33 protein-coding genes and 2 tRNA genes are annotated in these 25,050 nt (G+C 62.2%); 13 read left to right on the top strand and 22 right to left on the bottom strand.

The genetic code is table 11. The features are described from left to right. Positions 1-232: 232 nt before the first annotated feature. From ABIE08_RS14430 to ABIE08_RS14410, 5 genes are all read left to right on the top strand, one after another. Complete coding sequence (locus ABIE08_RS14430) at positions 233-1,039, top strand: glycoside hydrolase family 19 protein (protein ID WP_354552078.1); 807 nt, start codon at positions 233-235, stop codon at positions 1,037-1,039. 70 nt (positions 1,040-1,109) lie between these two features. Continuing rightward, on the top strand, positions 1,110-1,493 hold the full coding sequence (locus tag ABIE08_RS14425; protein ID WP_354552076.1) for a hypothetical protein: 384 nt from the start codon (positions 1,110-1,112) through the stop codon (positions 1,491-1,493). 153 nt (positions 1,494-1,646) lie between these two features. Further along, positions 1,647-1,973 carry a hypothetical protein gene (locus ABIE08_RS14420; protein WP_354552075.1) on the top strand — a complete coding sequence of 109 codons (327 nt, stop codon included), beginning with the start codon at positions 1,647-1,649 and terminating at the stop codon, positions 1,971-1,973. Beyond that, positions 1,970-2,407, top strand: a complete 438-nt coding sequence (locus ABIE08_RS14415) for a hypothetical protein (protein ID WP_354552073.1) — start codon at positions 1,970-1,972, stop codon at positions 2,405-2,407. The genes ABIE08_RS14420 and ABIE08_RS14415 overlap by 4 nt, the downstream gene beginning before the upstream one ends. A 240-nt stretch (positions 2,408-2,647) precedes the next feature. Beyond that, positions 2,648-4,090 carry a DUF1254 domain-containing protein gene (locus ABIE08_RS14410; RefSeq protein ID WP_354552071.1) on the top strand — a complete coding sequence of 481 codons (1,443 nt, stop codon included), beginning with the start codon at positions 2,648-2,650 and terminating at the stop codon, positions 4,088-4,090. A 207-nt stretch (positions 4,091-4,297) separates the two neighbouring features. Here the strand turns inward: ABIE08_RS14410 and ABIE08_RS14405 are convergent, their stop codons facing one another. After that, entirely contained in the window at positions 4,298-4,444 is a 147-nt protein-coding gene (locus ABIE08_RS14405) for a hypothetical protein (RefSeq protein ID WP_354552069.1), read from the bottom strand. Positions 4,445-4,540: 96 nt separating this feature from the next. Here ABIE08_RS14405 and ABIE08_RS14400 point away from each other — a divergent pair, with 96 nt between their 5' ends. After that, positions 4,541-4,855, top strand: coding sequence for a DUF982 domain-containing protein (locus ABIE08_RS14400; RefSeq protein WP_354552067.1), 315 nt, complete (start codon positions 4,541-4,543; stop codon positions 4,853-4,855). Here the strand turns inward: ABIE08_RS14400 and ABIE08_RS14395 are convergent. The 3 genes from ABIE08_RS14395 to ABIE08_RS14385 all read right to left on the bottom strand — a co-directional run bounded on the left by ABIE08_RS14395 (position 4,806) and on the right by ABIE08_RS14385 (position 6,035). Further along, on the bottom strand, positions 4,806-5,057 hold the full coding sequence (locus ABIE08_RS14395) for a helix-turn-helix domain-containing protein (RefSeq protein WP_354552066.1): 252 nt from the start codon (positions 5,055-5,057) through the stop codon (positions 4,806-4,808). The two genes, ABIE08_RS14400 and ABIE08_RS14395, sit on opposite strands and share 50 nt — an antisense overlap. A gap of 514 nt (positions 5,058-5,571) precedes the next feature. Continuing rightward, the gene (locus ABIE08_RS14390) at positions 5,572-5,838 is read right to left on the bottom strand and encodes a hypothetical protein (RefSeq protein ID WP_354552064.1); all 267 of its coding nucleotides are present in this window, start codon (positions 5,836-5,838) and stop codon (positions 5,572-5,574) included. Next, positions 5,838-6,035 (bottom strand): hypothetical protein, encoded by a 198-nt coding sequence (locus tag ABIE08_RS14385; RefSeq protein ID WP_354552062.1) that lies wholly within the window; start codon positions 6,033-6,035, stop codon positions 5,838-5,840. The genes ABIE08_RS14390 and ABIE08_RS14385 overlap by 1 nt, the downstream gene beginning before the upstream one ends. A gap of 111 nt (positions 6,036-6,146) precedes the next feature. On the opposite strand from ABIE08_RS14385, the gene ABIE08_RS14380 reads away from it, so the two are divergent. Further along, positions 6,147-6,527 carry a septal ring lytic transglycosylase RlpA family protein gene (locus tag ABIE08_RS14380; protein WP_436409569.1) on the top strand — a complete coding sequence of 127 codons (381 nt, stop codon included), beginning with the start codon at positions 6,147-6,149 and terminating at the stop codon, positions 6,525-6,527. Positions 6,528-6,612: 85 nt separating this feature from the next. Here the strand turns inward: ABIE08_RS14380 and ABIE08_RS14375 are convergent, their stop codons facing one another. The 3 genes from ABIE08_RS14375 to ABIE08_RS14365 form a co-directional block, all read right to left on the bottom strand. Further along, a complete protein-coding gene (locus ABIE08_RS14375) occupies positions 6,613-7,239 on the bottom strand; it encodes a hypothetical protein (RefSeq protein ID WP_354552060.1) in 627 nt (208 codons plus the stop codon). A gap of 111 nt (positions 7,240-7,350) precedes the next feature. Then, positions 7,351-7,755 (bottom strand): hypothetical protein, encoded by a 405-nt coding sequence (locus tag ABIE08_RS14370; RefSeq protein ID WP_354552058.1) that lies wholly within the window; start codon positions 7,753-7,755, stop codon positions 7,351-7,353. A 155-nt stretch (positions 7,756-7,910) separates the two neighbouring features. Continuing rightward, positions 7,911-8,120, bottom strand: a complete 210-nt coding sequence (locus ABIE08_RS14365; RefSeq protein WP_354552056.1) for a hypothetical protein — start codon at positions 8,118-8,120, stop codon at positions 7,911-7,913. Positions 8,121-8,333: 213 nt separating this feature from the next. On the opposite strand from ABIE08_RS14365, the gene ABIE08_RS14360 reads away from it, so the two are divergent. Then, complete coding sequence (locus ABIE08_RS14360) at positions 8,334-8,636, top strand: DUF982 domain-containing protein (protein ID WP_354552054.1); 303 nt, start codon at positions 8,334-8,336, stop codon at positions 8,634-8,636. Here ABIE08_RS14360 and ABIE08_RS14355 read toward each other — a convergent pair. Together ABIE08_RS14355 and ABIE08_RS14350 are read right to left on the bottom strand one after the other, a co-directional pair. Continuing rightward, positions 8,587-8,847 (bottom strand): helix-turn-helix domain-containing protein, encoded by a 261-nt coding sequence (locus ABIE08_RS14355; RefSeq protein ID WP_354552052.1) that lies wholly within the window; start codon positions 8,845-8,847, stop codon positions 8,587-8,589. The genes ABIE08_RS14360 and ABIE08_RS14355 overlap by 50 nt on opposite strands. Positions 8,848-9,017: 170 nt before the next feature. Beyond that, entirely contained in the window at positions 9,018-9,509 is a 492-nt protein-coding gene (locus tag ABIE08_RS14350) for a ferritin-like domain-containing protein (RefSeq protein ID WP_354552794.1), read from the bottom strand. A gap of 290 nt (positions 9,510-9,799) precedes the next feature. On the opposite strand from ABIE08_RS14350, the gene ABIE08_RS14345 reads away from it, so the two are divergent. Genes ABIE08_RS14345 through ABIE08_RS14335 form a run of 3 tightly spaced genes read left to right on the top strand, consistent with a single transcriptional unit; the run spans position 9,800 to position 11,666 of the window. Further along, entirely contained in the window at positions 9,800-10,408 is a 609-nt protein-coding gene (locus ABIE08_RS14345) for a hypothetical protein (protein ID WP_354552050.1), read from the top strand. Continuing rightward, entirely contained in the window at positions 10,405-10,794 is a 390-nt protein-coding gene (locus ABIE08_RS14340) for a phage holin family protein (protein ID WP_354552048.1), read from the top strand. Before ABIE08_RS14345 ends, ABIE08_RS14340 begins: the two co-directional genes overlap by 4 nt. After that, positions 10,791-11,666, top strand: a complete 876-nt coding sequence (locus ABIE08_RS14335; RefSeq protein ID WP_354552047.1) for a hypothetical protein — start codon at positions 10,791-10,793, stop codon at positions 11,664-11,666. The genes ABIE08_RS14340 and ABIE08_RS14335 overlap by 4 nt, the downstream gene beginning before the upstream one ends. A gap of 284 nt (positions 11,667-11,950) precedes the next feature. On the opposite strand, the gene ABIE08_RS14330 is transcribed toward ABIE08_RS14335, so the two are convergent. The 9 genes from ABIE08_RS14330 to ABIE08_RS14290 all read right to left on the bottom strand — a co-directional run bounded on the left by ABIE08_RS14330 (position 11,951) and on the right by ABIE08_RS14290 (position 17,831). Continuing rightward, positions 11,951-12,026 (bottom strand) — tRNA-Phe (locus ABIE08_RS14330). A 173-nt stretch (positions 12,027-12,199) separates the two neighbouring features. Further along, positions 12,200-12,415 (bottom strand): DNA gyrase inhibitor YacG, encoded by a 216-nt coding sequence (gene yacG / locus ABIE08_RS14325; RefSeq protein WP_354552045.1) that lies wholly within the window; start codon positions 12,413-12,415, stop codon positions 12,200-12,202. A 15-nt stretch (positions 12,416-12,430) separates the two neighbouring features. After that, the gene (locus ABIE08_RS14320; RefSeq protein WP_354552043.1) at positions 12,431-13,054 is read right to left on the bottom strand and encodes a Maf-like protein; all 624 of its coding nucleotides are present in this window, start codon (positions 13,052-13,054) and stop codon (positions 12,431-12,433) included. 114 nt (positions 13,055-13,168) lie between these two features. Further along, on the bottom strand, positions 13,169-13,648 hold the full coding sequence (locus tag ABIE08_RS14315) for a low molecular weight phosphatase family protein (protein ID WP_436409555.1): 480 nt from the start codon (positions 13,646-13,648) through the stop codon (positions 13,169-13,171). A gap of 3 nt (positions 13,649-13,651) precedes the next feature. Beyond that, positions 13,652-14,143: a UPF0262 family protein gene (locus tag ABIE08_RS14310; protein WP_354552042.1), complete on the bottom strand. Its 492-nt coding sequence runs from the start codon at positions 14,141-14,143 to the stop codon at positions 13,652-13,654. 38 nt (positions 14,144-14,181) lie between these two features. Next, positions 14,182-15,474 carry a histidinol dehydrogenase gene (hisD, locus tag ABIE08_RS14305; protein ID WP_354552041.1) on the bottom strand — a complete coding sequence of 431 codons (1,293 nt, stop codon included), beginning with the start codon at positions 15,472-15,474 and terminating at the stop codon, positions 14,182-14,184. A gap of 109 nt (positions 15,475-15,583) precedes the next feature. Continuing rightward, positions 15,584-16,039 carry a DUF2948 family protein gene (locus ABIE08_RS14300; protein ID WP_354552039.1) on the bottom strand — a complete coding sequence of 152 codons (456 nt, stop codon included), beginning with the start codon at positions 16,037-16,039 and terminating at the stop codon, positions 15,584-15,586. 109 nt (positions 16,040-16,148) lie between these two features. Further along, positions 16,149-17,438 carry a UDP-N-acetylglucosamine 1-carboxyvinyltransferase gene (gene murA / locus ABIE08_RS14295; protein ID WP_354552037.1) on the bottom strand — a complete coding sequence of 430 codons (1,290 nt, stop codon included), beginning with the start codon at positions 17,436-17,438 and terminating at the stop codon, positions 16,149-16,151. A gap of 150 nt (positions 17,439-17,588) precedes the next feature. Beyond that, the gene (locus tag ABIE08_RS14290) at positions 17,589-17,831 is read right to left on the bottom strand and encodes a hypothetical protein (protein WP_354552036.1); all 243 of its coding nucleotides are present in this window, start codon (positions 17,829-17,831) and stop codon (positions 17,589-17,591) included. Positions 17,832-18,520: 689 nt separating this feature from the next. Here ABIE08_RS14290 and ABIE08_RS14285 point away from each other — a divergent pair. Then, positions 18,521-18,595: transfer RNA gene (locus ABIE08_RS14285), tRNA-Thr, on the top strand. A 267-nt stretch (positions 18,596-18,862) separates the two neighbouring features. Next, a complete protein-coding gene (locus ABIE08_RS14280; RefSeq protein ID WP_354552034.1) occupies positions 18,863-20,398 on the top strand; it encodes a hypothetical protein in 1,536 nt (511 codons plus the stop codon). 108 nt (positions 20,399-20,506) lie between these two features. On the opposite strand, the gene ABIE08_RS14275 is transcribed toward ABIE08_RS14280, so the two are convergent. The 4 genes from ABIE08_RS14275 to ABIE08_RS14260 form a co-directional block, all read right to left on the bottom strand. Further along, positions 20,507-21,133: a hypothetical protein gene (locus tag ABIE08_RS14275; protein WP_354552032.1), complete on the bottom strand. Its 627-nt coding sequence runs from the start codon at positions 21,131-21,133 to the stop codon at positions 20,507-20,509. Between the two features lie 10 nt (positions 21,134-21,143). Next, positions 21,144-21,890, bottom strand: coding sequence for a hypothetical protein (locus tag ABIE08_RS14270; RefSeq protein WP_354552030.1), 747 nt, complete (start codon positions 21,888-21,890; stop codon positions 21,144-21,146). Positions 21,891-22,021: 131 nt separating this feature from the next. Then, the gene (locus ABIE08_RS14265) at positions 22,022-24,418 is read right to left on the bottom strand and encodes a hypothetical protein (protein WP_354552028.1); all 2,397 of its coding nucleotides are present in this window, start codon (positions 24,416-24,418) and stop codon (positions 22,022-22,024) included. 101 nt (positions 24,419-24,519) lie between these two features. After that, positions 24,520-25,044, bottom strand: a complete 525-nt coding sequence (locus ABIE08_RS14260; protein WP_354552026.1) for a ribonuclease H family protein — start codon at positions 25,042-25,044, stop codon at positions 24,520-24,522. Positions 25,045-25,050 lie beyond the last annotated feature (6 nt).

Below are 25,050 nucleotides of genomic sequence, written 5' to 3'. Positions count from 1 at the left end.
CCTCAAAGGCGCGGGCGGTCCGCCTAAACCCTTCGAACGGCCGATCTGAGGTCGAGCCAGACCGGTCTGCTGACTAGCACGCCCGCCTCACAATAATTCTCTGGAATAGCGACCGTTCCAAAAGAAAGCCCGCGGCGGGGGTCGCGGGCGAAGTTGAGCACAAGTCAGGCTTTTTGACTTGGCGCTCGCCCCGAATAAGTCAACCACCTCCCCACATCACCGGAGACAACACATGAACCGCATCACGGCGGACGACCTGCGTCGTCTGACGCCCTATGCCGATTCCTCGCTGCTGGCCGGCCTGGCGCCGCTGTTGGTCGAAATCCTGCCGGACTATGGCATCACGACACCGCTGCGTCTGGCGCACTTTCTCGCTCAGGCGGCTCATGAAACGGCGGGCTTCAAGACGCTGGTCGAATATGGCTCGACCGCCTATTTCGACAAGCGCTATGGCCCGCAGACCGATGTGGGGAAGACGCTCGGCAACACGCAGCCCGGCGACGGCGCGCGTTTCCGCGGGCGCGGCATCTTCCAGTGCACCGGCCGCTTCAACTACGCCAAGTATGGCAAGCTGATCGGCGTCGACCTGATCGCCAATCCGGGGCAGGCGGCGAACGTCGCGAACTCGGTTCGCATCGCCTGCGAGTACTGGAAGGCGAAGGGCCTGAACGCCCTGGCGGACGCCAACAACATCGAAGCCATTACCCGGAAGATCAACGGCGGCACCAATGGGCTGAAGGACCGGAAGGCCTATCTCGAAAAGGCTCGGGCGATCATGGGCGGCAGCACGGCGCCGCTGCCTGTCCCACCTCCGACGCCCACGGCTGATCTCCCGGACGCTCCGATCGCCACGGATGCCCCGGGCTCTCTGCTGAAGTCTGAGACTGTGCTGGGCGCGGGGACCACGGTCATCGGCTCGGCTGGCGTCGGCCTGCTCTCGGCGGTCGAGAATCCGTATGCGCTCGTGGCCTTCCTCGTCGTGCTCGGCGCGGCTGGCTTCCTGATCTGGCGCGCGATGAAGCGGCGAGGGCTGGTCTGATGAGCAAGCCCCAGCCGTTCGAGCCAGACCATTTGCCGTCCCCGTATCCGCCGGGGACAGGGGAGGTCGCGTGATCCCGTCCGTCTTCGGCCTGAAGGGGATGGCGGTGGCAGCCGCGATCGGCCTCTGCCTCGGCGCCTATGCCAGTTACCGCGTCACGGACGCCTTCGGATCCGCGCGAGCGCTGCGCCTTGAGCGGGACGGCCTAAAGGCGACGATCGCGGATCAGAAGCAGACCATCGAACGCAACGCCAGGCTCTCAGCCGGCGTCAATGACATCGCGATCGGCGTGAACCGCGCGATTGCCTATCTGAGAGAGGCATCCAGTGATGAGACCCTCACGCGCGACGATCCTGTGTGTCGCTATAGCGACGATGAGTTTGGCCGCGTGCAGTCACGTATCGACCGCGCCGCCCGCGCCGGCGCCGATATTCGTCCCGCCGCTAAGCCCTGAGCTTCACATTGCAGCAGCGCCGCCCGTGCCTAGCCGCAATCCGCAGATCATGGCCGATCGAGCGATCGACGCTTATGGCGTCTGCAATGCCAAGCACCGCGGCACCGTCAAGGCTTACGACGATGTTGCGGTCGAGCTAGGGAATGCGCGCCGGTGACCGATGCATTCAATCCCAATGACCACTTCCAGCAGCTGCCATCCGAGAAATACGCAGATCTCCCGAAGGAGACCCGGGATCTCCTGGACGAGCTCCGGCCCGAGGAAGTGGACGTCATTCGCCAGATCGCCCGCCTCGGGCCTGAAGGCAGCCAGCAGCTGATCCAGGCGATCAAGCTCTCTCAATCCGTGATGACCGTCGGCAAGTTCGTCCGCTGGGTGATCATCACCATGCTCGGCGTGTTTTTCGGAACGCTGCTGTTTGCGGAGAAGATCATGCAGGTGATCGCCTGGTTCGGCCATAGTGGGAGCCCGCCGCGATGATGACGACGTTGCGCATGTCGGTGCTGGTGCTCGTAGGCGTAGCGTCGGCGCTGCTGGCTCTATGGGTTGGCGACCGGAACCCGGCCACGGATAGCCTGCTCGCCGAGGCTCGGCCGCCCGATGTACAGCCTGGCGGCCTTCTGCATGTCGCCTACGAATTCCGGCGATACCGCCTATGCCCGCGCGACACGCAGCGCATCATTTTCGACGGCAAGACGGTTCGCTTTGACCTTGGTACGCAGTCCCGGCCGCTCTCCGGCCCGGTCGGCAAGGATGCCTATGTCCAGCCCATCCAAGTGCCAGAGACGGCCTCACCGGGGCCGGCGCGCTATCGGGTGATCATCCTCGACTACTGCAATCCGCTGCACCGTATCTGGCCGCTCAGGAAGGTTATCGACGTGCCTTTCAGGATCGTGTCACCAGCTCAACCTTAGCCCCTACTAGGGTCTTGCTGCCGAATCCCGGATCGATCGCCGTCCGCAGTAGCGTACATTGACCGCCACAACCGCTACGGTATCTTGTGCCGAGTTGAGGGGCTCGACCATTTTTCGCGCAATCATCGACTGGCGTAAAATGAGTGGCGGGGAAATCCGTCAGCAGCTTTGTGATATCGCAACAGGTCGATCAAGATCGTCGGGCTCGGCCACCCGCTGCAAAAGAGGGATGTTGTTCTGATGCTTACGAAACGCGAGCTGATGCGCAATGCTGCGGTCGTCGCACTCGGGGTCACAGTTGCCAAATTGCCCCCCGCCTATGCGGCGAACAATGCCGAATGGCCCACGCTGGTGGAGGCCAAAGACCTCGCGGAGGCCGGCTTTGTCTATGGGCTGCCTATCGTGATGAACTACGCCGTCATGTACGAATACGCGGTAGATCGCAACTCGGGCCAGTTTAAGGCGCCCTTCAATCAGTTAAAGAACGAACCCAACGTCTTCACCTACAAAGACACCGCAATTGTCACGCCAAACAGCGACACGCCCTATTCTTTCGCCTGGTTGGATTTGCGAGCGGAGCCGGTGGTGCTCTCGGTGCCGGCAATCGATCCCAAGCGCTACTACTCGGTCATGCTCTGCGACGGTAATACCTACAATTTCGGCTATATCGGCACTCGTGCCACGGGGAGCGAGGCCGGCGACTACATGGTGGTCGGACCGGATTGGCAAGGCGACACCCCGGCCGGCATCAAGCAGGTTTTTCGTTCGAGCACACAGTTTGCTCTCGCTGGATATCGAACCCAGCTTTTCGGTCCGGATGACTTGGCCAACGTAAAGAGCGTGCAGGACGGCTACAAGGTTCAGATGCTCTCGGCCTATTTGAAACAGCCCGCTCCGCCGGCCGCGCCAACCGTTGTTTTCCCAAAGATCGACAAGGAACTCGTGAAGACGAATTTCTTCGACTATCTCGACTTTGCACTGCAGTTCGCGCCGGCGCAGGACAACGAGAAGGAGATGCGTGCCAAGCTGGCTCGCATCGGCGTGGGGCCTGGCAAGAGTTTCAATTTCAAAGACCTCCCTCTGGAGCAGAAGCTGGAGTTCGGCCTTGGCATGAAGGAAGGCCAGCGGAAGGTCGACGAGGCCGTCGCCAAAGTTGGCAAGACGATCAATGGCTGGCGGGTTAGCGGTCTTCCGGGCGATAGCGCGCATTACAATGGCGACTGGATGAAACGTGCTGTCGCCGCTCAGGCGGGCATCTACGGCAACGATCCGGAAGAGGCGACCTATCCGTTCACGCGCGTCGACAGCGATGGGCAGACGCTCGACGGTAGCAAGCACAACTATACGCTGACGTTCCCGCCTGGTCAGCAGCCGCCCGTGAATGCTTTCTGGTCGCTGACCATGTACGACGGCAAAACCCAGCTCCTGATCGAAAATCCAATCAACCGCTACCTGATCAATTCTCCCATGCTGCCCGGCATGAAGACCAACGCGGACGGCTCGCTCACCCTGTATATCCAGAAAGACAGTCCCGGGCCGGACAAGGAAGCCAATTGGCTTCCGGCTCCAGACGACAAGATCTATCTCGTGATGCGCCTGTATTGGCCGAAGATCGAAGCGCCTTCGATCCTGCCGGCGGGCGCAGGGACATGGCAGCCTCCGGGGGTGCAACGCACTTCTTAATCACAAAAGGGCGAGGACGAAGCGGTTGGCCAGCCCACCGTCCCCAATGCGAGCAGGGAGACCTTCACTCCGCATCATCCTTGCGGAGATTTTAGGGACTCGCTTTCGCCGGGACGGAGGGAGGGCTTTGCGAAAGGCTACGGGCTCACCACCGGCCAAACGGATTGTGATGTCGTCCCGGTGGGTCTGCCGGCGCAATCCGCTCGCTCAGGGGGCGCCCGTTTCAGGTAGAGACGCCGCAATGCCGCGCGCCCGGCGCTCGGCTTCCGCCATGGCTTCTATCAGCAGACTGGCCAACTGGTGCTCGTTCATCGCCGTGGCTTCCTCCGCAAAGCCTGCCAGGGCCTTCGCCATCGTCTCCAATTTCACAATCCTGTGTGTCATGTCGCCCCCCAAAAAAATCGCAGGCGTTGGAGCGTCCCTAAGCTACCGAGTCATCGCCTTCACTCTATGTTGGACAACATGGGCGACGAATTCAAACCGGTTCACGTTTGGATAACCGCAGGCACAACACAAGTTGTGGGGGATGTCGTGCGCGCGGCGGAAATTCTGCTGAAGCATTGGCCGGCGGAATTCGCCAATACCGACCTGCACAACGCGGCAAGGTTGGCTTGCCTCGAGGCTTGGCAGGATGATGGCGAGATCTCCGCGGCGCGCGACTCATTTCATGCGGCAGCTCAAGAGGCCGGCATCCTCGCCCCGGATGAGGTCCGCCCTACTCGTGGAACAGATCCGCGCCGACGCCGAGCACCCAGGCGAGGTTGACCTGGGCTTCGGGTGAGAGTTCGCGGCCGGCCTCAGCGCCCTCTATCGTGGCCACGCTGACGCCTGATCTGCCCGCCAGTTGCTCCACGCTTAACTGCTTCCATCGCCGCACAGCGGCTAGAGGCGGAGTGCCGCTCTCAATCGCGGCCAGCACTTCCTCAGGCAGATGCTCATCGGCATCTGGGCCATATTCTTTGTTCATGACGTATCCTCGGCCGGCTCGTCACGGGACTGCGATGGGCCGTTGTGTATTCCCAACCATTCCCGCCCATCGTTCGTTCCGACCACGTCTGGTCTCGTTGACTCACTCACCTTCTCACGATTACGTTACGTCATCTGACGGGGGATTGAGCCATGCGTGCAATCGGGTGGATGGGAATCCTAGCGGTGTCATGCGTCATGTGGTGGGCGATGATCCAGCTTGCCGCCGAGGTCAGCGTCGGGCTCTGATCAACCCGGCAACGAGCCGGCTGTTGCTACCCCGGGTGCCACAATAGTCATTTGGATCTTGCGCGCTCCGCAGGCCGAACATCTCAGCGAGCGGCGGAAGCGCGTGTCGGGGCCGACAATTAAATAGCCGCGCCCATGCTTCTCAGCGACCGGCCTCAGGTCCACCTTGACGTGCCGGCGGCAGCCCAGGCAATGGACGCTCAGCCCAGTGCCGCTCTCGAGAAATTCTCCAACTGTCGCGATTTTGCTCACAGGCAGCTTTCCGCCTAGCTGACCATCGCGCGGGATCCATTCCCCGGAATGTCGAAGATGAGGAACACGTGGCGGGAGCGGCAGGAAGGGCACATGAGGCGATCCGAGAGCATCGCGACCGGGAAGTCGGCGCCGCGCGTCCAGAGCAAGCTGCTCATATCAAGATCCACCTTCTGACTGCACGGCTTCGTGCCGTTCTTCGTCTTGGCGTTCCGTCCCTTGCAATGGGCGGAGACGGTCCAGCCCGCCCGCCAGGCATCTCCAAGCGTCTCGACTGCCATCACTCGCCCTGCTTGGTCAGCGCCGGCAGCCGCCCCCGCACGAAGCCGAATGATACCCGTTCCTCTCTCGAATCGACGGCCAGCAACAGCGTCTCGATCACGGCGAGCGCGTCGCCGTTATGCGCGTCGAGCAGGCTCTGCACCCGGTGATCTAGTGCGCTTTGCACCACGTCGACACTTTCGACGGGTTCGCCCATGGCGCTTCTCCCTGTTGCGTGTTCTTATTTTGTTCTCATCCGAAAATGAGTCAAGGAGGTCGCATGTCTCTGTCCAATGCGAAGTCGAAGGCCGGCTGGATGCTGGCCGCCATGATGGGCGCGCCGCTGATCGTTCTGGTCGCTCTGGCGCTGATGCTGATCCTAGGGAAGCTCACCGCAGCGCACGCAGGCCCGCGCTGCGCCAATGCGTCTTGGTACGCCTACACCGGCGCCCGGACCGCCAGCGGGGAGCGTTACGACGGAACGGGCATGACGGCCGCGCACCGGAGCCTGCCGTTCGGGTCGCGGGTGAGGGTGACGAACCTCGGCAACGGCAAGGCCGTGGTGGTTCGAATCAATGACCGCGGTCCGTTCGTTCGGGGCAGAATGATTGACGTGTCGGCCGCTGCGGCGCACCAGCTTGGTATGCGCCAGGCGGGCACGGCCTGTGTGCGAATTACGGTCGACCGTCACTCTCGGTCGCCGCCGTGAGCGCGTGGCTCAGGAATAAGCGATATCACCTATTCGGCCCGCGTTCTTTTCAGGATGGCGGGCCTTTCTGTTTCTGGCTTGGAAACTATTCACCCTGCAGGATCCAGCGCGTGATGGCGTCTCGGCCACGTTCCGGGTCCGCCTGCCCCTTTCCGATCGCGACAGACCATCGGCTCAGCGGCAACAACAGACACTCCGCCAGTTCCATCGAAACGCCCTCGACCGTAGCCAGTATGTCCGCCTCGACTACCTCATCGAGGATCGGCTGCTTTTCGCGAAGGCGCAAAATCGCGTCAGCACCCGCCTGCGTTAGCCGATCATAGAGATCAGCGGCGACGAGGTACCAAGGCGGCGAGATACTGAGACAAGCAGACAAGTAGCCATCTGGGTAGGTATCATGGGTGTAGCTGAAATAAACTGCAGCGCCTTCCTCGATCAGCGGCGCTTCAAGCTTCTGCCCTCTGCAGATGGTATGTACGACCTCATGAGAAAGCTGGAACTGCCTCTGACGGCGGTCGGACTTGGTAGAGGGCGTCAAGTGAATACTGAGGTTTTCCGGCCCGTCATGCGCACATTTTGGCACGTCGTGAGCCTGATCATAGAAGAAGCCAGTAACCGGTCTGTTCTCGACTGGCGGGCCGAATAACGCAATGGCACTTTTCCTGAGGCGCGTAAAAGCTTTCTGGATGCCATATCCCTCAATTTCTTCCATGTGCGCCCTCATGGGTAGCAAGGAGCGTGTTTCCAGCCCGCCCGAATCTGGGGGCGTCGCCGGTCATTCTCATCTTACACATGATCAGCGAATGTGCAGGACGGCCCCAAATTAGGTTGCGTCGTGCAGCTGCTCGTCTCGAGCATAGCGCAATGTGGACTGTCGTTCGCCGTATCTTGGATGGGCCCCTGCTTCGCCGATGTGTTCGAGGCGAATTTTACTCGGTCGTGTCAGGCGGCTGCTGATGTTGAAACGCGGATACCTGCCTGTGATGTCCGGGTGCATGTGGGCTGCCACCTCGACGTCGGAGCTGGATACGTATCGCTGCCCCCACTTCTCCACGATGTGCTTGATGGCCAAGCTCCGCTTCAGCTGACCCTTGGTCTTCTCCTGCGCATCCAACCACTGATAGGCGATACGGATACAGTCGTCGTGCTCGTGCAAATTGTCGCGACCTAGATAGGGCGTCGACTTCTTTGCTTCAGCGATTTCTTCAGAAGTGAGAATTCTGACCATTCGATCTCCTATGTCTTGAGTTGCGAAATTTCATGCGACACGCTGATGTTGATGCCCCGTCCTCGCATTCGTCAACACGAGAAAACGCTACTCGCGTCCGCAGATCTGCCGTCGCATGCCGACTAGATCAGCGGCAGGCACCTGGCCCTCCATGATCAGGTCAGCCCAGAGTTGCGCGAGCTCGGCCCGGCGCTCGAGGTGCGCAGCGCGGTTGTGGCGACCTCGACCTTGTCCTTGGGCATGTGAGCAAGCGTCAGGTCAATGATCTGACGGTCCAAGTTGAATCGCTCGTTGGCGGCCTTTATGTTTTTGACGGCAAACGCTGCCTCGTCAGCTGGCGCCTGATTCAGGTAGAGACGCGGCAATGCCGCGGGCGCGGCGCTCTGCTTCCGCCATTGCCTCAATGAGCAAACTGGCTAGTTGGTGCTCATTCATTTCAGTGGCATCCGCCGCGAACCCCGCCAGGGCCCTCGCCATCGTATCCAATTTCGCAATCCTATGTGCCATACTGTCCCCTGTAACCAGGCGCCGTGGCTTTCGACCATCCGGGAACCACCTGCGCCCCAAGGTGCAATAGCATGGCCCACGATTTTAAACCGGTCTTCGTGTGGATAACTGCCGGCACGACACAGGCCGTGGACGACGTCGTTCGCGCAGCCGAGATCCTGCTGAAGCATTGGCCTGAAGAGTTCGCCGCGTCCGACTTGCACAACGCCGCACGCCTCGCCTGCCTCGAAGCTTGGCAGGATGATGGCGACCCGTCGGAAGTACGCGAGGCGTTCATAGCGGCGGCACAGGAAGCGGGCATCCTGGCGCCCGATGAAGTGCGGCCTACTCGTAGAACAGATCAGCCCCGACGCCCAGGACGAAGGCGAGCTTAACTTGATCCTCTGGCGACAGATGGCGGGCCCCTTCTGCCCCGGTGATGATGGCGGCGCTTAAGCTGGAGAGACGCGCCAACTGGTCGACGCTCATCCCCTTCCAGATGCGGACAGCGGCCAGGGGCGTCGCCCCATTTTCGATCGGAGCAAGCACTTCCTCTGGAAGATCCTCGTCAGCATCTGCCCCGTATTCGGTGATCTTTTTGGTCATCGTCTCACCTCCGGTCCGGCTAACGCCGCATCAGGCAATTTGCTTCAGGAATGTGACCTCGATTCGGGGCTCCTCTACGAACTCCAATGACTGGCAGGAAGGAAACCAATGATTAATTATAGCGATGGCGGGAGCGGCAGGAGTTGGACCTACCGTCGCCCTAAGGGTTGCTACGCCGCTTGGGTGTTAGCGTTGCGCTCGCCTAGTTCGGTTAAAATCCTATCGGTATTGATCTCTTCCTGCAGCGTTTGGTCGAGAAGCGCAGCAACTTCCTCCATGCCCAACGTCATGGCCCAACTCTTTAACGTCCCGTAACGGGCAATCTCATAGTGCTCTACAGCTTGGGCTGCTGCTGTTAGGCCGGCGTCCAACGCCATTGACCCGTTGTACTCTTCCAGCACCTCCTTCCCCTCTTCGATAATGCCCAGAATGGCGTCACACGTCTTGCCACGTGCTGGTTTGTCCAATATCTCGAAAATCTGCTGTAGACGATCAACCTGTCCTTCAGTCTCATCGCGATGCTTTTTAAAGGCAGCCGCGAGTTCGGGAGAGCTGGCTCCGCGAGCCATTTTGGGCAACGCCTTCAGGATCTGCTTCTCGGCGTAGTAGATGTCCTTCAGGGTATCGAGGAACAGATCGTTCAACGTCTTTTCCGTCGCCATGGTGTCCTCCTGGTTGAATTGGCGCTGGCTCAACGGCACCTCTTCCCCATCGTTCCGCATGATTAATAGAAAGCCGAATGTGTTGGCCTTGCCAGTGCTGGAACAGAAAATCCGGAATGGTAACAAGTCAGAGGACGAGCCGAATTGTCGCAGGCGCATGGAACGCCCTTGAGGTGAGTCGAGTTGGGGGAGTCCAGGAGGATCTCATGAACAGCCTCATCTACCTCATCGGATTGGTCGTGGTCATACTCGCGGTCCTATCCTTCCTCGGCTTGGCATAGGAGAGTCACATGGAAGACCCCATCGATAGAACACGTCCACCTGCAGACGCCGACGGGTCCAATACGTCGGTGAAGGAAACTCTAGAAGGTGAACTACTTGGAGCCAAGCGTGGCTTTGTTGAAGCACGCAGCGATATCAAGGACAAGGCCAGCGAACTCGCTGTAGATGCGAAGGATGCCCTGGTAGAGACGGCGACGGACGCCAAGCACGGTCTTAGCGGCGGCCTACAGACGCTCGGCGGCGCGTTACGCGCTGCCGGTGTTCATCTCGGTGAGAACGGGCAGCCGGGTCCATCGAAGCTGATTGGCGACGCGGCGTCAGGCCTCGATCAGTTCGCCCAGTCTCTCGACAGCAAGCCTCTCGGCGAAGTTATTGATGAACTCCGAACCTTCGGCCGTAACAACGCTGGCGGATTATTTGCGGGCTCCGTTTTGGCGGGATTGGCTTTCGGTCGCCTTATTAAGACGGCTGAACCCGCTCCAACAACATCACCCCCCCCTGCGGCTAACCGGTCCCCTTCGCTGGCGTCAGGACAGGACAGGTTTAACGCTTCGGGTGAGAATGCGTCGCAGGACTCGGCTACCGACCGAGGCACTTTTCCGGGTGAGCAGTCATGAATGACGACAGCCGCAGCTTGGCCAGTCTTATCGGCGATTTGACCGAACAAGGCAGCACACTCGTCCGAACGGAAGCGAAGCTTCTCCGCGCAGAGCTATCTGAAAAACTGACGCAACTCGGCACCTCCGCTATCGAGATTATCGCTGGCGCTATCTGCATGATGGCAGCGCTGTTGATCCTTCTTCAGGCGTTTGTCGTGGCCTTGGCCAAAGCTGGGCTTGGAGCGGGTTGGGCCTCGCTTCTGGTGGGCGTGGTGGTGGCCATTCTCGGGGCCATCCTTCTCAAAACAGGCAGCTCTGGCTTGAGTGCGAAGGAGATGAAGCCCGAGAAGACGCTTAACCAACTTGAAAACGATGCCCGCACTGTCAAGGAGCAAGTGAGATGAGCGACCAGTCCTCTGCTGAATTGGAACGGGAAGCGGAAGCAGCTCGAGCGAAGGTTGCGGGGACCGCCCAATCTATTCGCAACAAGCTAACAGCTGGCCAAATGATCGACGAATTCTCGGAAATGCTCACGGGAGGGGATCTCTCAGGCATGGCGCACAACCTCAAAGCGCAAGTCAGAGATAATCCGCTGCCTATCGCTTTGGTTGGCGCCGGCATTGCTTGGCTGGCCTTTGGCCGGGGCGTCACAGGACAACCATCGAACGGCGCGCCAGGCCATCACGTGTCCGTGGCCCAATGGCCAAAGGCCGGCCCTTCGTCCGACCAGCACGGGTCTCTGGTTTCCACGGTCACTGAGGGTGCCAAATCTATTGCGGAGGGGGCTAAGTCCGCAATTGGCGCGGTCGGAGAGACCGTTGGCGAGATGGCCAGTGGCGCTGCGTCAAAGGCCGATAATCTTCGTCATGGAGTCGCCTCCGGCGGTGGGCAGTTGCCACGTGCCGCCTCTAACCTAGCGGATCAGGAGCCACTGCTCATCGCTGCCCTCGGCCTCACCTTCGGCGCCGTCATCGGCGCCCTGCTGCCGGCTACCGAGTTCGAGAAAGAACAGATCGGCCCGCAGGCGGATCGGCTTCGCGAGACAGCCAAGGAATTGCTCGAAAAAGGTCGCGACAGTGCCGAACGGGTGGCGTCGACTGCCTTTGACGCGCTGAAGCACGAAGCGGACCGACAAGGATTGTCTAGTGAGGGTCCCTCTGTAGGAGAGCGTCTCGGCAAGGTGGTAACATCCGCGGCCGATGCCGCCGGCGATGCAGTTCGTGATGAGCTAGGTGCCAGCGGGGATGACACCCCTAAGGATGCCCCAACGATCTGAGAATACGAGCCACCCTTTAAGACCTTCTTTAGGGGGTGGCTCGACACACGGCTCTCCGGCCCTGATCACGAACACGCGCAGAAAAAGCGCGTCGCATCGCAGTGGGCCCGTCACTGCCAGATATTTCGGCCACCAGCGTGTCGCATCCATGTCGCATGGATTTGCGGACACCCTGCGGTAATCGTTGGAAATGCTTGGGAATACCTTGCAACACGACTGCGACATGATCAGCCCAATCGATCGACCGCTCCGGCGCTAAGAGGCTGATTTTACTGAGGAAATATTGGTGCCCGGAGGCGGATTCGAACCACCGACACGCGGATTTTCAATCCGCTGCTCTACCAACTGAGCTATCCGGGCGCCGGCGACTGGCGCCGCAAGGGCGTCTCAATCGCGAAGACAGGTGCCTTATAGGCGACGGTCCCAGGCGTGTCCAGAGGCCGGAGAACGAAGAATGCAGCCTGTGAACAACTCGAATTGCGGATCCGAAAGCGGCCTGGCGCGGGCCGTCCCGGGCGTCGGAAGGCCCCCGCTTAATCGTCTTCGCCGTTGCCGGCGTCGCGCTCCACCACCGGAATGGCATAGGCGCCCGACAGCCAGCGGTGCAGGTCGACATCCTTGCAGCGCTTGGAACAGAACGGATAGAAGGCGCGGACGGTATCCTTGCTGCAATTGGCACAGCGGCGCGGCGCACGCAGCGGCAGGATCTCCGCGACCTTGGGAGTGGCGGGCTTCTTGGGTGCTGTCATGAATCTGTCCTTAACTCAGGCCGGCCCAAGCCAGCCCTTGCGGACGGGAAAACCCTCCCCGTCCAGCATCGCGATCGTCTCGTAAAGCGGCAGGCCGACCACGGAGGTGTAGGAGCCGACCAGCTTGACGACGAAGGTGCCGGCAAGGCCCTGGATCGCATAGCCGCCGGCCTTGTCGCGCCATTCGCCGGACCCAAGATAGGTATCGATTTCCTGCCGGCCAAGGCGCTTGAAGCGCACCTTGCTCTCGACCAGGCGCTGGCGGACGGATCCCTTCGGCGTCAGCAGGCAGACCGCCGTGTAGACACGGTGCGACCGGCCCGACAGGAGGCGGATGCATTCTGCCGCCTGGTCGTGAAACTCCGCCTTAGGCAGGATGCGCCGGCCCACCGCCACCACGGTATCGGCGGCCAGGATATAGGCATCGGCGAATTCGGGCGTGCGCGCCGCCATGGCGCGGGCTGCGTCCGCCTTGCTGCGCGCCAGCCGCTTGGCGAGGCTGCGCGGCAATTCGTTCTTCAGCGGGGTTTCGTCGACCGAGGTGGGCAGGAGACTGTCCGGTTCCAACCCTGCCTGGGCGAGTAGCTGCAGCCGTCGCGGGCTGCCCGATGCAAGCAGGAGTTTGGCAGTGCCTGTCATTCTTCCGTCCGGTCGATTGTCGGGTGGCGCCACGGGGATCGCCCGTGGCGGAGCGGCGGGACCGTAGCCGAATTGCCGAGGCAAGGAAACAGATCGTGACAGGCCGCGTGCGCCCTACCCGCTCGGCAGCGGAACCCAGCCGAAGCGGTCCTTGATGCGGCGGCGCAGCTGGTCGCGTACATCGCGGTAGGCATCGAGAATCTGCTCGCGCGTGCCATCGACCAAGGTCGGGTCGGGCGTCGGCCAGTATTCGACCGTCACCGCCATGGTGCGCGTCAGCTCCAGCGCGCGGTGATGCGCCTGCGGCGAGAGCGTGACGACAAGATCGAAATTCGTATCCTCGAGTTCCTCGATCGTGTGCGGCCTGTGCCGACCGAGATCGAGGCCGCTCTCCTCCATCACCACGGTGGCGAAGGGATCCGGCTCGCCCTTGCGCACGCCGGCGGAAGCAACGTAAAGGCGCGGAAACAGCTGCGTCGCGATCGCTGCGGCAATGGGCGAGCGTATGGCGTTCATGCCGCACATGAACAGGACGGAGGCCGGTGGCCGCTGATCGCGGGGCTGGAATACACCCGGAGCATCGGCTGCTTCCAAGGCTCAGCCTTTCCAGTGCAGCGCGCAGACCAGCGTGAACAACCGCCGCGCCGTCTCGAAATCGACCAGGATCTTGCCCGCCAGACGCTGCATCAGCAGATGCGAGCCGTCGTCATGCACGCCGCGCCGGCCCATGTCGATCGTCTCGATCTGGCTCGGCGTCGCGGTGCGGATGGCGGCGTAGTAGCTGTCGCAGATCAGGAAATAGTCGCGCACAATCTTGCGCAGCGGGGTCAGCGACAGCGCGTGCAGGATCAGCGGCGCGTCCTGCTCGTCGCGCACGTCGAACACCAGCCGGTTCTCGCGGATGGCGAGATGCAGCCGGTAGGCGCCGGCCGGATAATCCGGCAGCGTGAAGCGATTATCCTCGACCAGATCGTAGATCGCGATCTGGCGCTCGTGGTCGACATCGGCCGAGGCCCGGCCCAGCGTCGCCCCGTCGAGGGCGACGGCAACGAGCTTGCCGGCGATCTCGGATTCGGAAGCGCTGGCCATGTCGGGTTCCGCTTTCATCGATCGGCGGCTCGATCCTGCTACAGATTGAGCCGGATCGCCACCGATCGCGCATGCGCGCCGAGGCCCTCGGCCTCGGCCAGCGCGATGGCGGCCGGACCGAGAACGCGGAGCTGCTCCGGCCCGGTGCGCAGGATCGAGGTGCGCTTCATGAAATCGAGCACCGAAAGGCCCGACGAGAAGCGGGCGGAACGCGCCGTCGGCAGCACATGGTTGGAGCCGCCGACATAATCGCCGATCACTTCCGGCGTCGTGCGGCCGACGAAGATCGCGCCGGCATTGCGCACCTTCCGGACCAGCGGCTCGGGATCGGCGACCGCGATCTCCAGATGCTCCGGCGCCATGCGGTCCGACAGCGGCACGGCGTCGTCCAGCGAGGCGACCACGATGACGGCGCCGAAATCGCGCCAGCTCGCCGCCGCGGTTTCTCCGCGTGGCAAGGTCTTCAATTGCCGCTCGACCGCGAGCTCGACGGCATCGGCGAGCTTCGGATCGTCGGTCATCAGGATCGACTGCGCGGCTGTGTCATGCTCGGCCTGCGCCAGCAGATCGGCGGCGATCCAGTCCGGATCATTGTCGCCATCGGCGATCACAAGCACTTCCGACGGGCCTGCGATCATGTCGATGCCGACCGTGCCAAACACCTGCCGCTTCGCCGCCGCGACATAGGCATTGCCGGGACCGACGATCTTGTAGACCGGCTGGATCGTGTCCGTGCCATAGGCGAGCGCCGCCACGGCCTGCGCGCCGCCGATTCGATAGAGCTCGTCGACGCCGGCCAGGCGGGCCGCCACCAGCACCAGCGGGTTGATGACGCCGTCGGGGGTCGGCACGACCATCACCAGGCGATCGACACCGGCGACCTTGGCCGGCACCGCGTTCATCAGCACGGAGCTCGGATAGGAGGCCGTGCCGCCCGGCACATAGAGGCCGACCGCCTCGATCGCCGTCCAGCGCGAGCCGAGCTCGACGCCGAGCGCATCAGTATAGCGGTCATCGACCGGCTTCTGGCGGGCATGGTGCGACTGGATGCGGTCGCGCGCCAGCACCAGGGCGGCACGGGTGCGGTCATCGACGCGCTTGTCCGCCGCTTCGAACTCTGCTTCCGAGACGCGCAGCGCATCGGCGGTCAGCTCGAGCCGGTCGAAGCGGGCCGTATAATCGAGCACGGCGGCATCGCCGCGCGCGCGGACATCGGCGAGGATGCCGCGCACCGTGGCGTCGACATCTTCCGACACTTCGCGCTTGGCGGCGAGCAGCGCGCGGAAGCGCGTTTCGAAATCGGGATCGGTTTGGGACAGGCGAATGGCCAAGACGTCGGCTCCTCAGATGCGCGCGACGTCTCTAGCGCGGTTCGGGCGGGCGGGAAAGGCCGCAAGCGCGTTCCGGGTCTTGCGCAGCCTCCAGGGCCGCGCAATCCACTCAGGCGGACTGTTCGTCCAGGCGGTGCTCGGGGCAGCACTGGGTGGACCAGGCCGGGCCGAGATCGCGAACCGCCGCCTCGATGCACTCGACGTCGAGCGCGATGGCGCCGCCGCCGGCGAAGATCAAGGTGATGGTGCCGGCCGGCTCTTCCTTGCCCTCGAAGGCGATGGCGAGAAGATCGAGCACGGCGTCGGGCCGGCTGCGGTCGATGCCGGTCGAGCGGACGGCGAGCACGCGGTCGAAATGAAAGCCCGAACGACGGCGCTCCCAGTTCTTCTTGCGCGCGTTGCCCTCGGGCTGCTTTTCCCAGACGAACCGATTGATGACGCCGGCAAAACGCTTCTCCTTCGGAATGAAGGCGATGTCGCCAACCTTCAGAACGGCGTCCTGAACATGCGCGGACACGACGGCGAGGTCTTCTGCGTCAAACGCGGCGAGTTTAAGCTGATCCATGAGCACACCTGTCGGCCTGTTTACTTGAACCGACAGGTAGGGTCTGTGTGATCGGACCGCAACAGGGCAATTGCACCGCGCGGCCCGTCTGCAGGGCTTTTGATCGATCTCAGCCGGAAATCCGCTCGATCGTCGCGCCGCAGCGCGAGAGCTTGTCTTCCAGCCGCTCAAAGCCTCGATCGAGATGATAGACGCGGTTGACGATCGTCTCGCCCTCGGCGACGAGACCGGCGATCACCAGCGACACCGAGGCGCGCAGATCGGTCGCCATTACCGGCGCGCCCTTCAGCCGCGGCACACCGACCACGGTCGCCTTCTGGCCATCCAGATGGATCTCGGCGCCGAAGCGCGCCAGTTCCTGCACGTGCATGAAGCGATTCTCGAAGATCGTCTCGCGAATCACCGACGTACCCTCGGCCCGCGTCACCAGCGCCATCAGCTGCGCCTGCAGATCGGTCGGGAAGCCGGGGAACGGCTCGGTCGAGATGTTGACCGGCTGCAGATCGGCGCCATTGCGATAGACGCGCAGGCCCTCATTGGTCTCGGTGATCTCGGCGCCGACCTCGCGCAGGATCTCAAGCGGACGCATCAGCGTATCGGCGCGCGCGCCTTCCAGCAGCACGTCGCCGCCGGTCATCGTCACGGCCATGGCATAGGTGCCGGCCTCGATGCGGTCGGGCATCACCGAATGGCGCGCGCCGTTCAGGCGGCTGACGCCCTCGACGCGGATGGTCGAGGTGCCGGCGCCATGGATCTTGGCGCCCATCTTGATCAGGCATTCGGCGAGATCGACCACTTCCGGCTCGCGCGCCGCGTTCTCGATTGTAGTCTCGCCCTTGGCGAGGGTGGCCGCCATCAGCGTCACATGCGTCGCGCCGACCGTCACCTTCGGGAAGACCACGCGGGCGCCCTTCAGGCCGTTCGGGGCGCGAGCGATGACATAGCCGCCTTCGATGTCGATTTCGGCGCCCATGGTCTGCAGCGCCTCGAGGAACAGGTCGACAGGCCGCGTGCCGATGGCGCAGCCGCCGGGCAGCGATACTTTCGCAAAGCCCTCGCGCGCCAGCAGCGGGCCGATGACCCAGAAGCTCGCGCGCATGGCCGAGACCAGCTCATAGGGCGCGGTGGTGTCGACGATGGTGCGGGCGGTCAGATGTACCGTCTCGCCGGAAAGCTCGGCCTCGCCGAGGCGCTTGCCTGATACCGTCATGTCAACGCCGTGATTGCCGAGGATGCGCTTCAGCTGCGCCACGTCGGCGAGGCGCGGCAGGTTTGCCAGCGTCAACGTCTCGTCGGTCAGCAAGCTCGCGATCATCAGCGGCAGAGCGGCGTTCTTGGCGCCGGAGATCGGGATCGTGCCGTTGAGACGCGCGCCACCGACGATGCGGATTCTATCCATGAGAAGCCAAGCCTTTCCGAAGCGAAGGTGTCGAGCGGCGGCCCTGCATGAAATCGTGCCCCACCCCGAATGGTCTGTCGCTCTAATGCAGGAATGAGGCCGATACAAGGAAAAGCCGGCTATGGCATCGCGCGAGCCGGCCCGATCGCCCTATTCGCTGTCGCGCGCGGCCCTGGCGGCCGCTTTGCGGCGGGAAAGGTTGGTCCGCAGCGCCGCCGCGAGCCGTTCCTCGCGCGCCTTGGCGGCGCGGGCGACCGAGGCCTGGTGGGCCGAAAGCGCAGGCGCCTCGCCGGCGGAATCGGCTGCCTCGCCCGGCGCAGGCGCAGCGGCCGGGTCGTGCAACGGAGAATCCGCCACGGGCGGTATCGTCTCATCGGCAGGTTTGCGGGTCATGCCACTCGGTCCCGAATTCGAACAGTTGAACAAGTCGCCAGCGAAACGGCGGCGTGCTGGTTTCTATAGGCCAACCGTCACGCCGCGCACAAAGTCATTTGCACGGGCGTCGGTCGCGGACGATCGGGTCGGATACTCGTGTCCCGCCTTGCATCGCTGCTGGCCGCTGTATGCAGGGGACCGTGGCCGCGCGCCGCACCCGCCGGGTCCGGGTGCGGCTATCTTGCCGCCTTCGCTTGGGCCGGCGTGCCGCTGAGCCGGCCTGCTCCTGCGCCGGCCATCTCCCTGGTGCGACCTCGCTATGCCTTCCCACCATCCGCCATGCGCGGCCTGAGCCATCCGCCTGGCCCGACTTCAGCGGTTCGCCGTGCCACCTTCCGCACTTCCGCGACGCCCAGCCCCGCCCGGAGCCTCGCGCTGGACCATGCCATGGCGGCCTTCCCGCCCCTGCCCCCGGTACCGAACCCAAATGGCTGGCTCCGAGCCCGACCGCGCTCCGCTTTTTGCTTTTGCCGCCGGATCTTGGACGGGCCGCCTGTGGATGACTTTGTCTTTCACAGGCCTTTTCGGCTGTAATCGGCCGGATTATGCGTTTCCGGCGAGAAAGACCGGGAACTGTGCCGGCAGGCGCTTGATCCCACCGCCTCGCTGTGGCAATAGACCGCCGTCCGGGAAATTCACCGGCCGGCGCTGCAGTAGCTCAGTGGTAGAGCACACCATTGGTAATGGTGAGGTCGAGAGTTCAATCCTCTCTTGCAGCACCACCTCATCCCCTTGATATCGTTAGAAAACTGCGTCATTCCTAGGGTTCGGCTTGCTCCACCGTGCCACAGGAGCGTGCCACAATGGTGCTCAGAATGCCGCGTCCGACAGCCCGCCGAGATAGCTCTCGGCACCAATTGAAGCTTCGTGTTCCCGCCGATATCCGAGAACGTGCGAGAGGCCTCCCAGTCCGATTTGACTTCCCCGCAAACGGAAATTCCCCCGAGCATTGCGTTGTCGTCACCCTAAGCGAGACCGTGCGCTGTTCCTTGGCGACGAGTGACGAGGCAGTTGGCCGTCAGCGTCAGGGGCTCGCTCTGGCTCACCTTGAGACCGTTTGGCAAAACCTCAGGACTGGTCCCACGACGCTCTCGCAGCGGCGCATCAACGCCCTGTCGGGGGAAGTCTACCGGCTATTCAAGGACCGCTTCGAGGAGAACCCCGGAACGCCCGAAATGTGGATTGCCGTGAAGGCGTTCAACAGAGCTACCCGCGAGGGCCGCGTTTCGTCGCCGCCGTTGCTCTCCCCGGATATCGGAGACGCTGCGCAGGACGCCCTGAATGCCTTTGGAACCGATGTGAGCGGAGCTATCGACGCCCTGCCCCGTATGACTTCGACGGCCTTTGAGGGCATGGAGCGCCGCTTTGGCTGGCTCACGGACTGGGTATTGGCGGGCTACGGCGAAATCGTTGACACTGACAGTCGGGGGCGGCTCCTGCTGGCTATTGAGCGCGCCTCGACTGACGCCGCTGTCACGCTGAAGCGTTATTCCCGCGATGACTATTCTCCCGATCCGGTAGAGCAGCGCTTCGTGCCACTGGAGCCACCCGCCGCCGTCTCTGTCGTTAGTGGTGCGGGATCGTTCGAAGATGTGTTTGCTACCTATGTGCGCGTTCCCGGCAAACACGGCTCCCGATCGGCAAGAACTATCCGCTCCTACCGGAGCATCTTCGTTGAGGAGTTCGGGGGCTTCGTCCAGCGAGAGCGCAAGATCACAGATCCTATGCGCATATCTCGGGCCGACATTGCCGCTTGGCGCGACCATCTGCTGGCCTTGGGGCTGTCGGCAAAAACGATCAGCTCGAAGAAGCTGGCGTGCGTGCGAGCCGTCTATGAACGCCAGGTCGCTGACGGAGCTTTGGGCGTCAACCCCGCCAGCGGGACACTCATAGGCGCGGACAAGAAGCAGCGGAACCGGGAGAAAGGTTTTACCGATGCCGAGGCAAAGGCAATCCTGTCTGCGTCTCTCAGTGTCGAGAAGGGGCGTCGAGTTGGCGCGTCTCACAGGGCCCTTCAATGGCTGCCATGGCTTATGGCTTACTCTGGGGCTCGCGTTGCTGAGGTGGCCCAGCTTCGCGGCTCCGATGTCCGTAAGGAAGCGGGCGGGTGGGTGATGCGACTGAAGCCCGAGGCGGGGTCTACCAAGTCGGGCATCTACCGGGACGTGCCGGTTCATGCTGACCTCGTGGAGCGCGGCTTTCTGGCGATGATCGATGCAGTCGGGGCCGGTCCGCTTTTCATCAATGATGCTGGAAACCAAGAGAAGAACTCGGGACGGGCTAAGGCGGCTGGCGGCCGCTTGAGCGAATGGGTGCGCGAGGTCGTCGGGGTGACAGACAAGGAAGTACAGCCGAACCACGGTTGGCGGCACCGTTTTGTGACACGCGCACGAGCCGCCGGGATTGACCACGAGAAACGCGAATTCATCGTGGGGCACCGTCTCCCCGGCTTGGGCGACACCTATGGCGACATGGGTGGCCTCCGAGCCGAGATGGACAAGTACCCTAAGGAGCCATTGAAATAGGTGGCCTGACGACGGGGGCGAAAAGCGGCCCTAGTGCGTCTCGCTGTGACCTGCACAATGCCATCAGCCCCCCCCCCTAAATGCACTAAGTCGTCGCCGAATATCCAATCAAGCTATTGACGGTTCAGCGATCTCAAGCTTCGCCTTCAACAGCGCCCGAAAGTCGGAAACCGCCTTTTTGATCGCGGGCTTACCGTCCAAATCCTCGATTGGAAACTCCAGTTTGATTGCACGAACGGGATAATCGTCAATCTGCAAAACATCCCCACTTGTTGGCCAATCGGAATAATTCCAAATATCACGAAACCAATCAGCCTTGGTATCTCGTGTACACTTCCAAGCCACCAACGAGATCATAGAATTGCTATTCTCAGGGCTCAGAAATTTCAGCGCATCAGGTTCGCCAGCCCGGTAGCCTTTAAAATCAATGTCGTCCGAATTTACATAGAATTCGAGCAACCACTCCCCCGCCTTGAGCGACCCACGATCACTACCGACAGCCGTGTATAAGAACGAGGCCTGGTAGAGGGGTAGAAGATCCCAGGCCCACTTCTTGAGTGGGTTCGTTCCCCGCTTCGCGGGGGGATCCCGGTCTAACGTCTTCCAACAGTAGAATTCATGGGTATCGAACTCATCGGCCATCATATTCAGAATGTCCATAATACGACGCTGGTAGCCCCAGATCAGCCGGTAAGCACGGCGGACATCGGTCAATGTTTCCTTCGGTATAGGCACCAAAATATCCTTACAAGGGGGCCCGCAGAATGCGGAGGCTGTCGGGGGATCTCAATGCTTCGAAATTCACGAGAGTACTGATTTCTTGGATATGGCCGTGCCCAAATAGCTCAAGCGCTTGAGCTACATCATCAAGCACCCTCTGGGTTTGCTGGTTGCCCACCTTCGTCTCTTGGATAGCCGTGGCCAATCTGCTCCACTCGGCCGCAGCGGCGACAACTCGGATGTGCTCATCTAGGGCTGCTGGGGCGGGATCCGAAAGGCGAGCGATCACCTGGCGAGCAGGAGCGTCAAGCCCACCGATTGCCAGAAAATAGGCCGCGTCGACTTCCCGGCCCCCGCCATCATCAATCGATCGCTTCTTGTAGGACTGTATCTGGCGACGCCATTGGTCGGCATATTGTTGCCCACCCAGCTTTGCCTCAACGATAAGGTCAACTTTTCGGGGAGGATCATCACCAAGTTCAAATTGGAGCAGGACGTCGGGCTCCACACTTCTCCCCTCATTTAAACTGTCTGACCACCTAGGCCAAAACTCAATTTTTCTCATGATGGCAATAGGATGCTCGGGCAACACAGGGCCAAATGTTGAACACAATATCTGCCAACACGTTGGTCCATCGAGGTATGAAAGACGCTCGAAGATCGTTGCCGTCAGGAGATCCTCATTCGTCCTAAATATGTGCCTCCATGAAACGTTTTCCTCGGCCCCTATCGATGCAGACCCAGCCTTGCCGGAAAGGATCGCGTTCAGCATTTTGCCCCAAATCATGACGTAGCGACGTTTCGGCGCTTAGCTAAACACCTTTGCGCACAAATCGCATCACATGAGTGCAGCCCGCGTGACGCAGTTGGGGCGACCCCGCAATGGCGGGGCCGCTTTCCGTTCTACTGACGACCGCCCTTGTTCCGCTTCTGGCGCTCCTCTCGGAGGGCCTTCGCGCGCTCCTGTTCACCCCTGAGGCGAACCTCCTGAGCCGCCTCAACGCGCTTGTTGAGCCGGTCCTCGTGCGCATCGGCTAGCCAGTTCATGAAGCGGCCACCACTCTTCCGGGTCTCCGCAAGGCGGGCCCGATCAGTGGAGACTTCCTCGTTGAACTGCCGCTCGGCTTCAGCCCGCTTGGCGTCGTCCTTCGCGACCATGGCTCGGGTCAACTCGTCCTGCGCTGCCTGACGGATGCCCCTACGCCGGTCTAGGATGGCGGGTGTGATCATGCTCGCCCCTACTGGCTGTCGGAGCGTCTTACTCCAAACGGACCACTTGCTCTCGCCGCTCTCGGCCACGATGAACAGGTCGCTCGCGTCAGGGAGGCCGTAGCGCTTCCCGAACACCTCGAAGACGCCCTTAAGTTCGTCCTGAACGAGATCCGGAAAGTCGTCCGGAAGGTCCCTGTGGTCGAACACCAGTACCCCGTTGATCGGCACCGAGGTGTCCTCGATCTCCTTCTGAAGCTCGGCCTTGATCTCCTTCTCGGAAGCCCCCGAGCGGGACATGTCGTGGATGCGGCCCATCACGAAGGCGGCATTCGCCCCCTCACGCTTGAGCCCAAGATCCCGGAGGAGGCGCTCCGCGATCTTTCCGGCGTCCTGCTGTGACACCATCGACCGCACCTTCATGATCTCGTCCTTGGCCACCTCATGCGCCGCCATCAACAGCGCCTCGTCCGGCTGCATTCTCCTCGTGGTGATCGCCCTGTCGTAGACCTCCAGGAACTCCCGCGACGCCTTGTCGGTGATCAGGGTCGAGAGGTAGCCGGGATTGGCCGCCTTCAGGTTCCGATAGAGATCCGCGTTGGCCGTCATCTGCGGTAGAAGCTGACCGCGCTCCGCGATGGTCTCAGGGGTGACAAGACTGGCGATACCGTTGAGGGCATGGGACCACTCTGCATTGTCCAGCCTGTTCATGGAGTACCAAGCGATGCGGGCGCTCTGCACCTGCTTCGCGGCAACATCCTCCGGGGTGCCCTGTGCGATCTTCTGCGCCTTCTGGTCCTCAAGGTTCTCTTCGAAGAGGTCCGTCACGAGTTCGATGGACTTGGCGCGGGAGAGCGTCGTCGTGCCCTCGCCTGTCGGACTAGGGATTTCGACATCCCGGATACCGGTGATGCCGCCGACCCGCTGCATGGCGCTGTACGCTTGGGCAATCACGCGCCCTCGCTCCCGCTCGGAGTTGACCCTCAGGGCCCGCTTCTGCTCGTCGGTGGCCTTCTTGTTCTGGATGGCAGCACCGGCCCGCTTGGACTGGTCCACCATGTTCGCCAGTTCAGGGTCGGTATAGACGCCGGTATTGCGCCGCTTCTCCGCTTCGGCCTCGGTGAAGGCCCCGCGCATGATCAGGTCGTCATCCTCGACGCGGACCTTGAAGCTGCCCTCGCGGGCGTTCTTGTCCCGGATGGCCCCGGCCTGTTCGATCAGGCGAATGGACTTGTCCGCGTAGCCGGCGATCTTGGAGAGGGGCGGAAGGTCCTTGCCATCAGCGCCCTTTCGGACACCATCCAGCAGCGCTCGGGCCAACTCTTCGTTGCCCTTAAGCGCGTACTCCTCGGCAATCGCGAAGATGGTCTCGTTCTGCTCCTGTCCGGAGAGCCCGAGGAAATCCCGGTTCGAAGCCGACTTAGTGAAGACGATCTCGGCGGCCTTGGCCGGGTCCAGCTTGTGGATGTTCAGGCTGTCATCGATCGAGTTGCGGAAGCTGTCGATGACCGTGGTGTTGATCTGCTGCTTGACGTAGCTCGTCTTCTCCTCAACGTCCTTCTGCATCCACGCCGACTGGTGGTCCTTGGTCAGCCGGTAGAAGCTGGCCTTAGCCAGGTCGTTGGGGAGGGCCTCGGCGGTCTCCTGTCGGAGGCGCTCGTACTCGGCAGCGGCGTCGCCCGTCGAGCGGTCGAACTCGGTGTTGTAGAAGGTCGTCCAGCGGGTGCGGAAGTCGTCGTTGGCCTTCTCACCGAGCAGCGCGTTGAGCGCATCCTCCCGCACCCGAACGCCCGCAGGGGTGCCCAGACGGGCCTCCTCGCGAAGCTGATCGGTGGACATGAGTTGCCGCTTGGCGATCCAGTCGCGGTTTGCCCGAGACTGCGGATCTTCCTCCTCCTTGGCGACAACCGTGCCGTAGGTTTGGAGGGCGCTGTTGAGACCTCCGAGGGCGTCCGCAAGGGCCCGTAGGTTGCCGCCCGCGTCGCGCTGTTGAGGGCGGACGAAGGTGCTGCCGGGGACGGCGGCGGGCTGTAGCTGCGCCTGTCGGATTTCCGGTGCGGCGATGTTGGTTCCAAAGAGGCCGTTGGCCATGGGCGGTAATTCCTTGTGCTGATGATGAATACGAAAAGGCCCCCGAGCGGGTGACACTCGGAGGCCGGAAGGGTGTGCTGATAGAAGGATGAGCGCGGCGGTCAGGCGGCGTGGCGGCGCGGCCTCTTCGGGATCGCCGCCTTCGCCAGAGCGTCTACGGCCTCGTTTAGTGGGTCGCCGGAATGACCCCGCACCCACTCCCAAGTGATGTCCATGCCCCCTGACAGGAAGTCGAGCGATGCCCAGTGGCTCCGGTTCTTAACTGGCCCCTTGTCGGAAGCCTTCCAGCCATTTGTGAGCCAGTTCGGTAGCCAGGTATTCATGCCGTTGACGAGATACTGGCTATCGCTGCGGATGAGGATCGGGGTGGTCACCGCGAAGCCATTCTGCTCCTTGATCCAGACAAGCGCCTCTATTGCCGCCGTCAGTTCCATTTGCTGGTTCGTGGTCGTCGGGTCCTCATCGCCGCCGCTCATCTCGTGGCGAAATGACTTGGCGTCGCCGTTCCAGCCAATGATGATTGCTGCCCAGCCTCCGGGAGCGGGATTGCCGGAACAGGCCCCGTCCGTGTGAACGGTGATGCGGGTGGTGTCTGTCGGGATCGTCTTCATGTCGATGACATGCATGGATGT

Source organism: Kaistia defluvii, from assembly GCF_040548815.1.
In the GTDB taxonomy this organism is placed as follows: domain Bacteria; phylum Pseudomonadota; class Alphaproteobacteria; order Rhizobiales; family Kaistiaceae; genus Kaistia; species Kaistia defluvii_A.
Note: the sequence above shows the minus strand (reverse complement) of the source record. Positions and strands in the feature narration are given on the sequence as shown.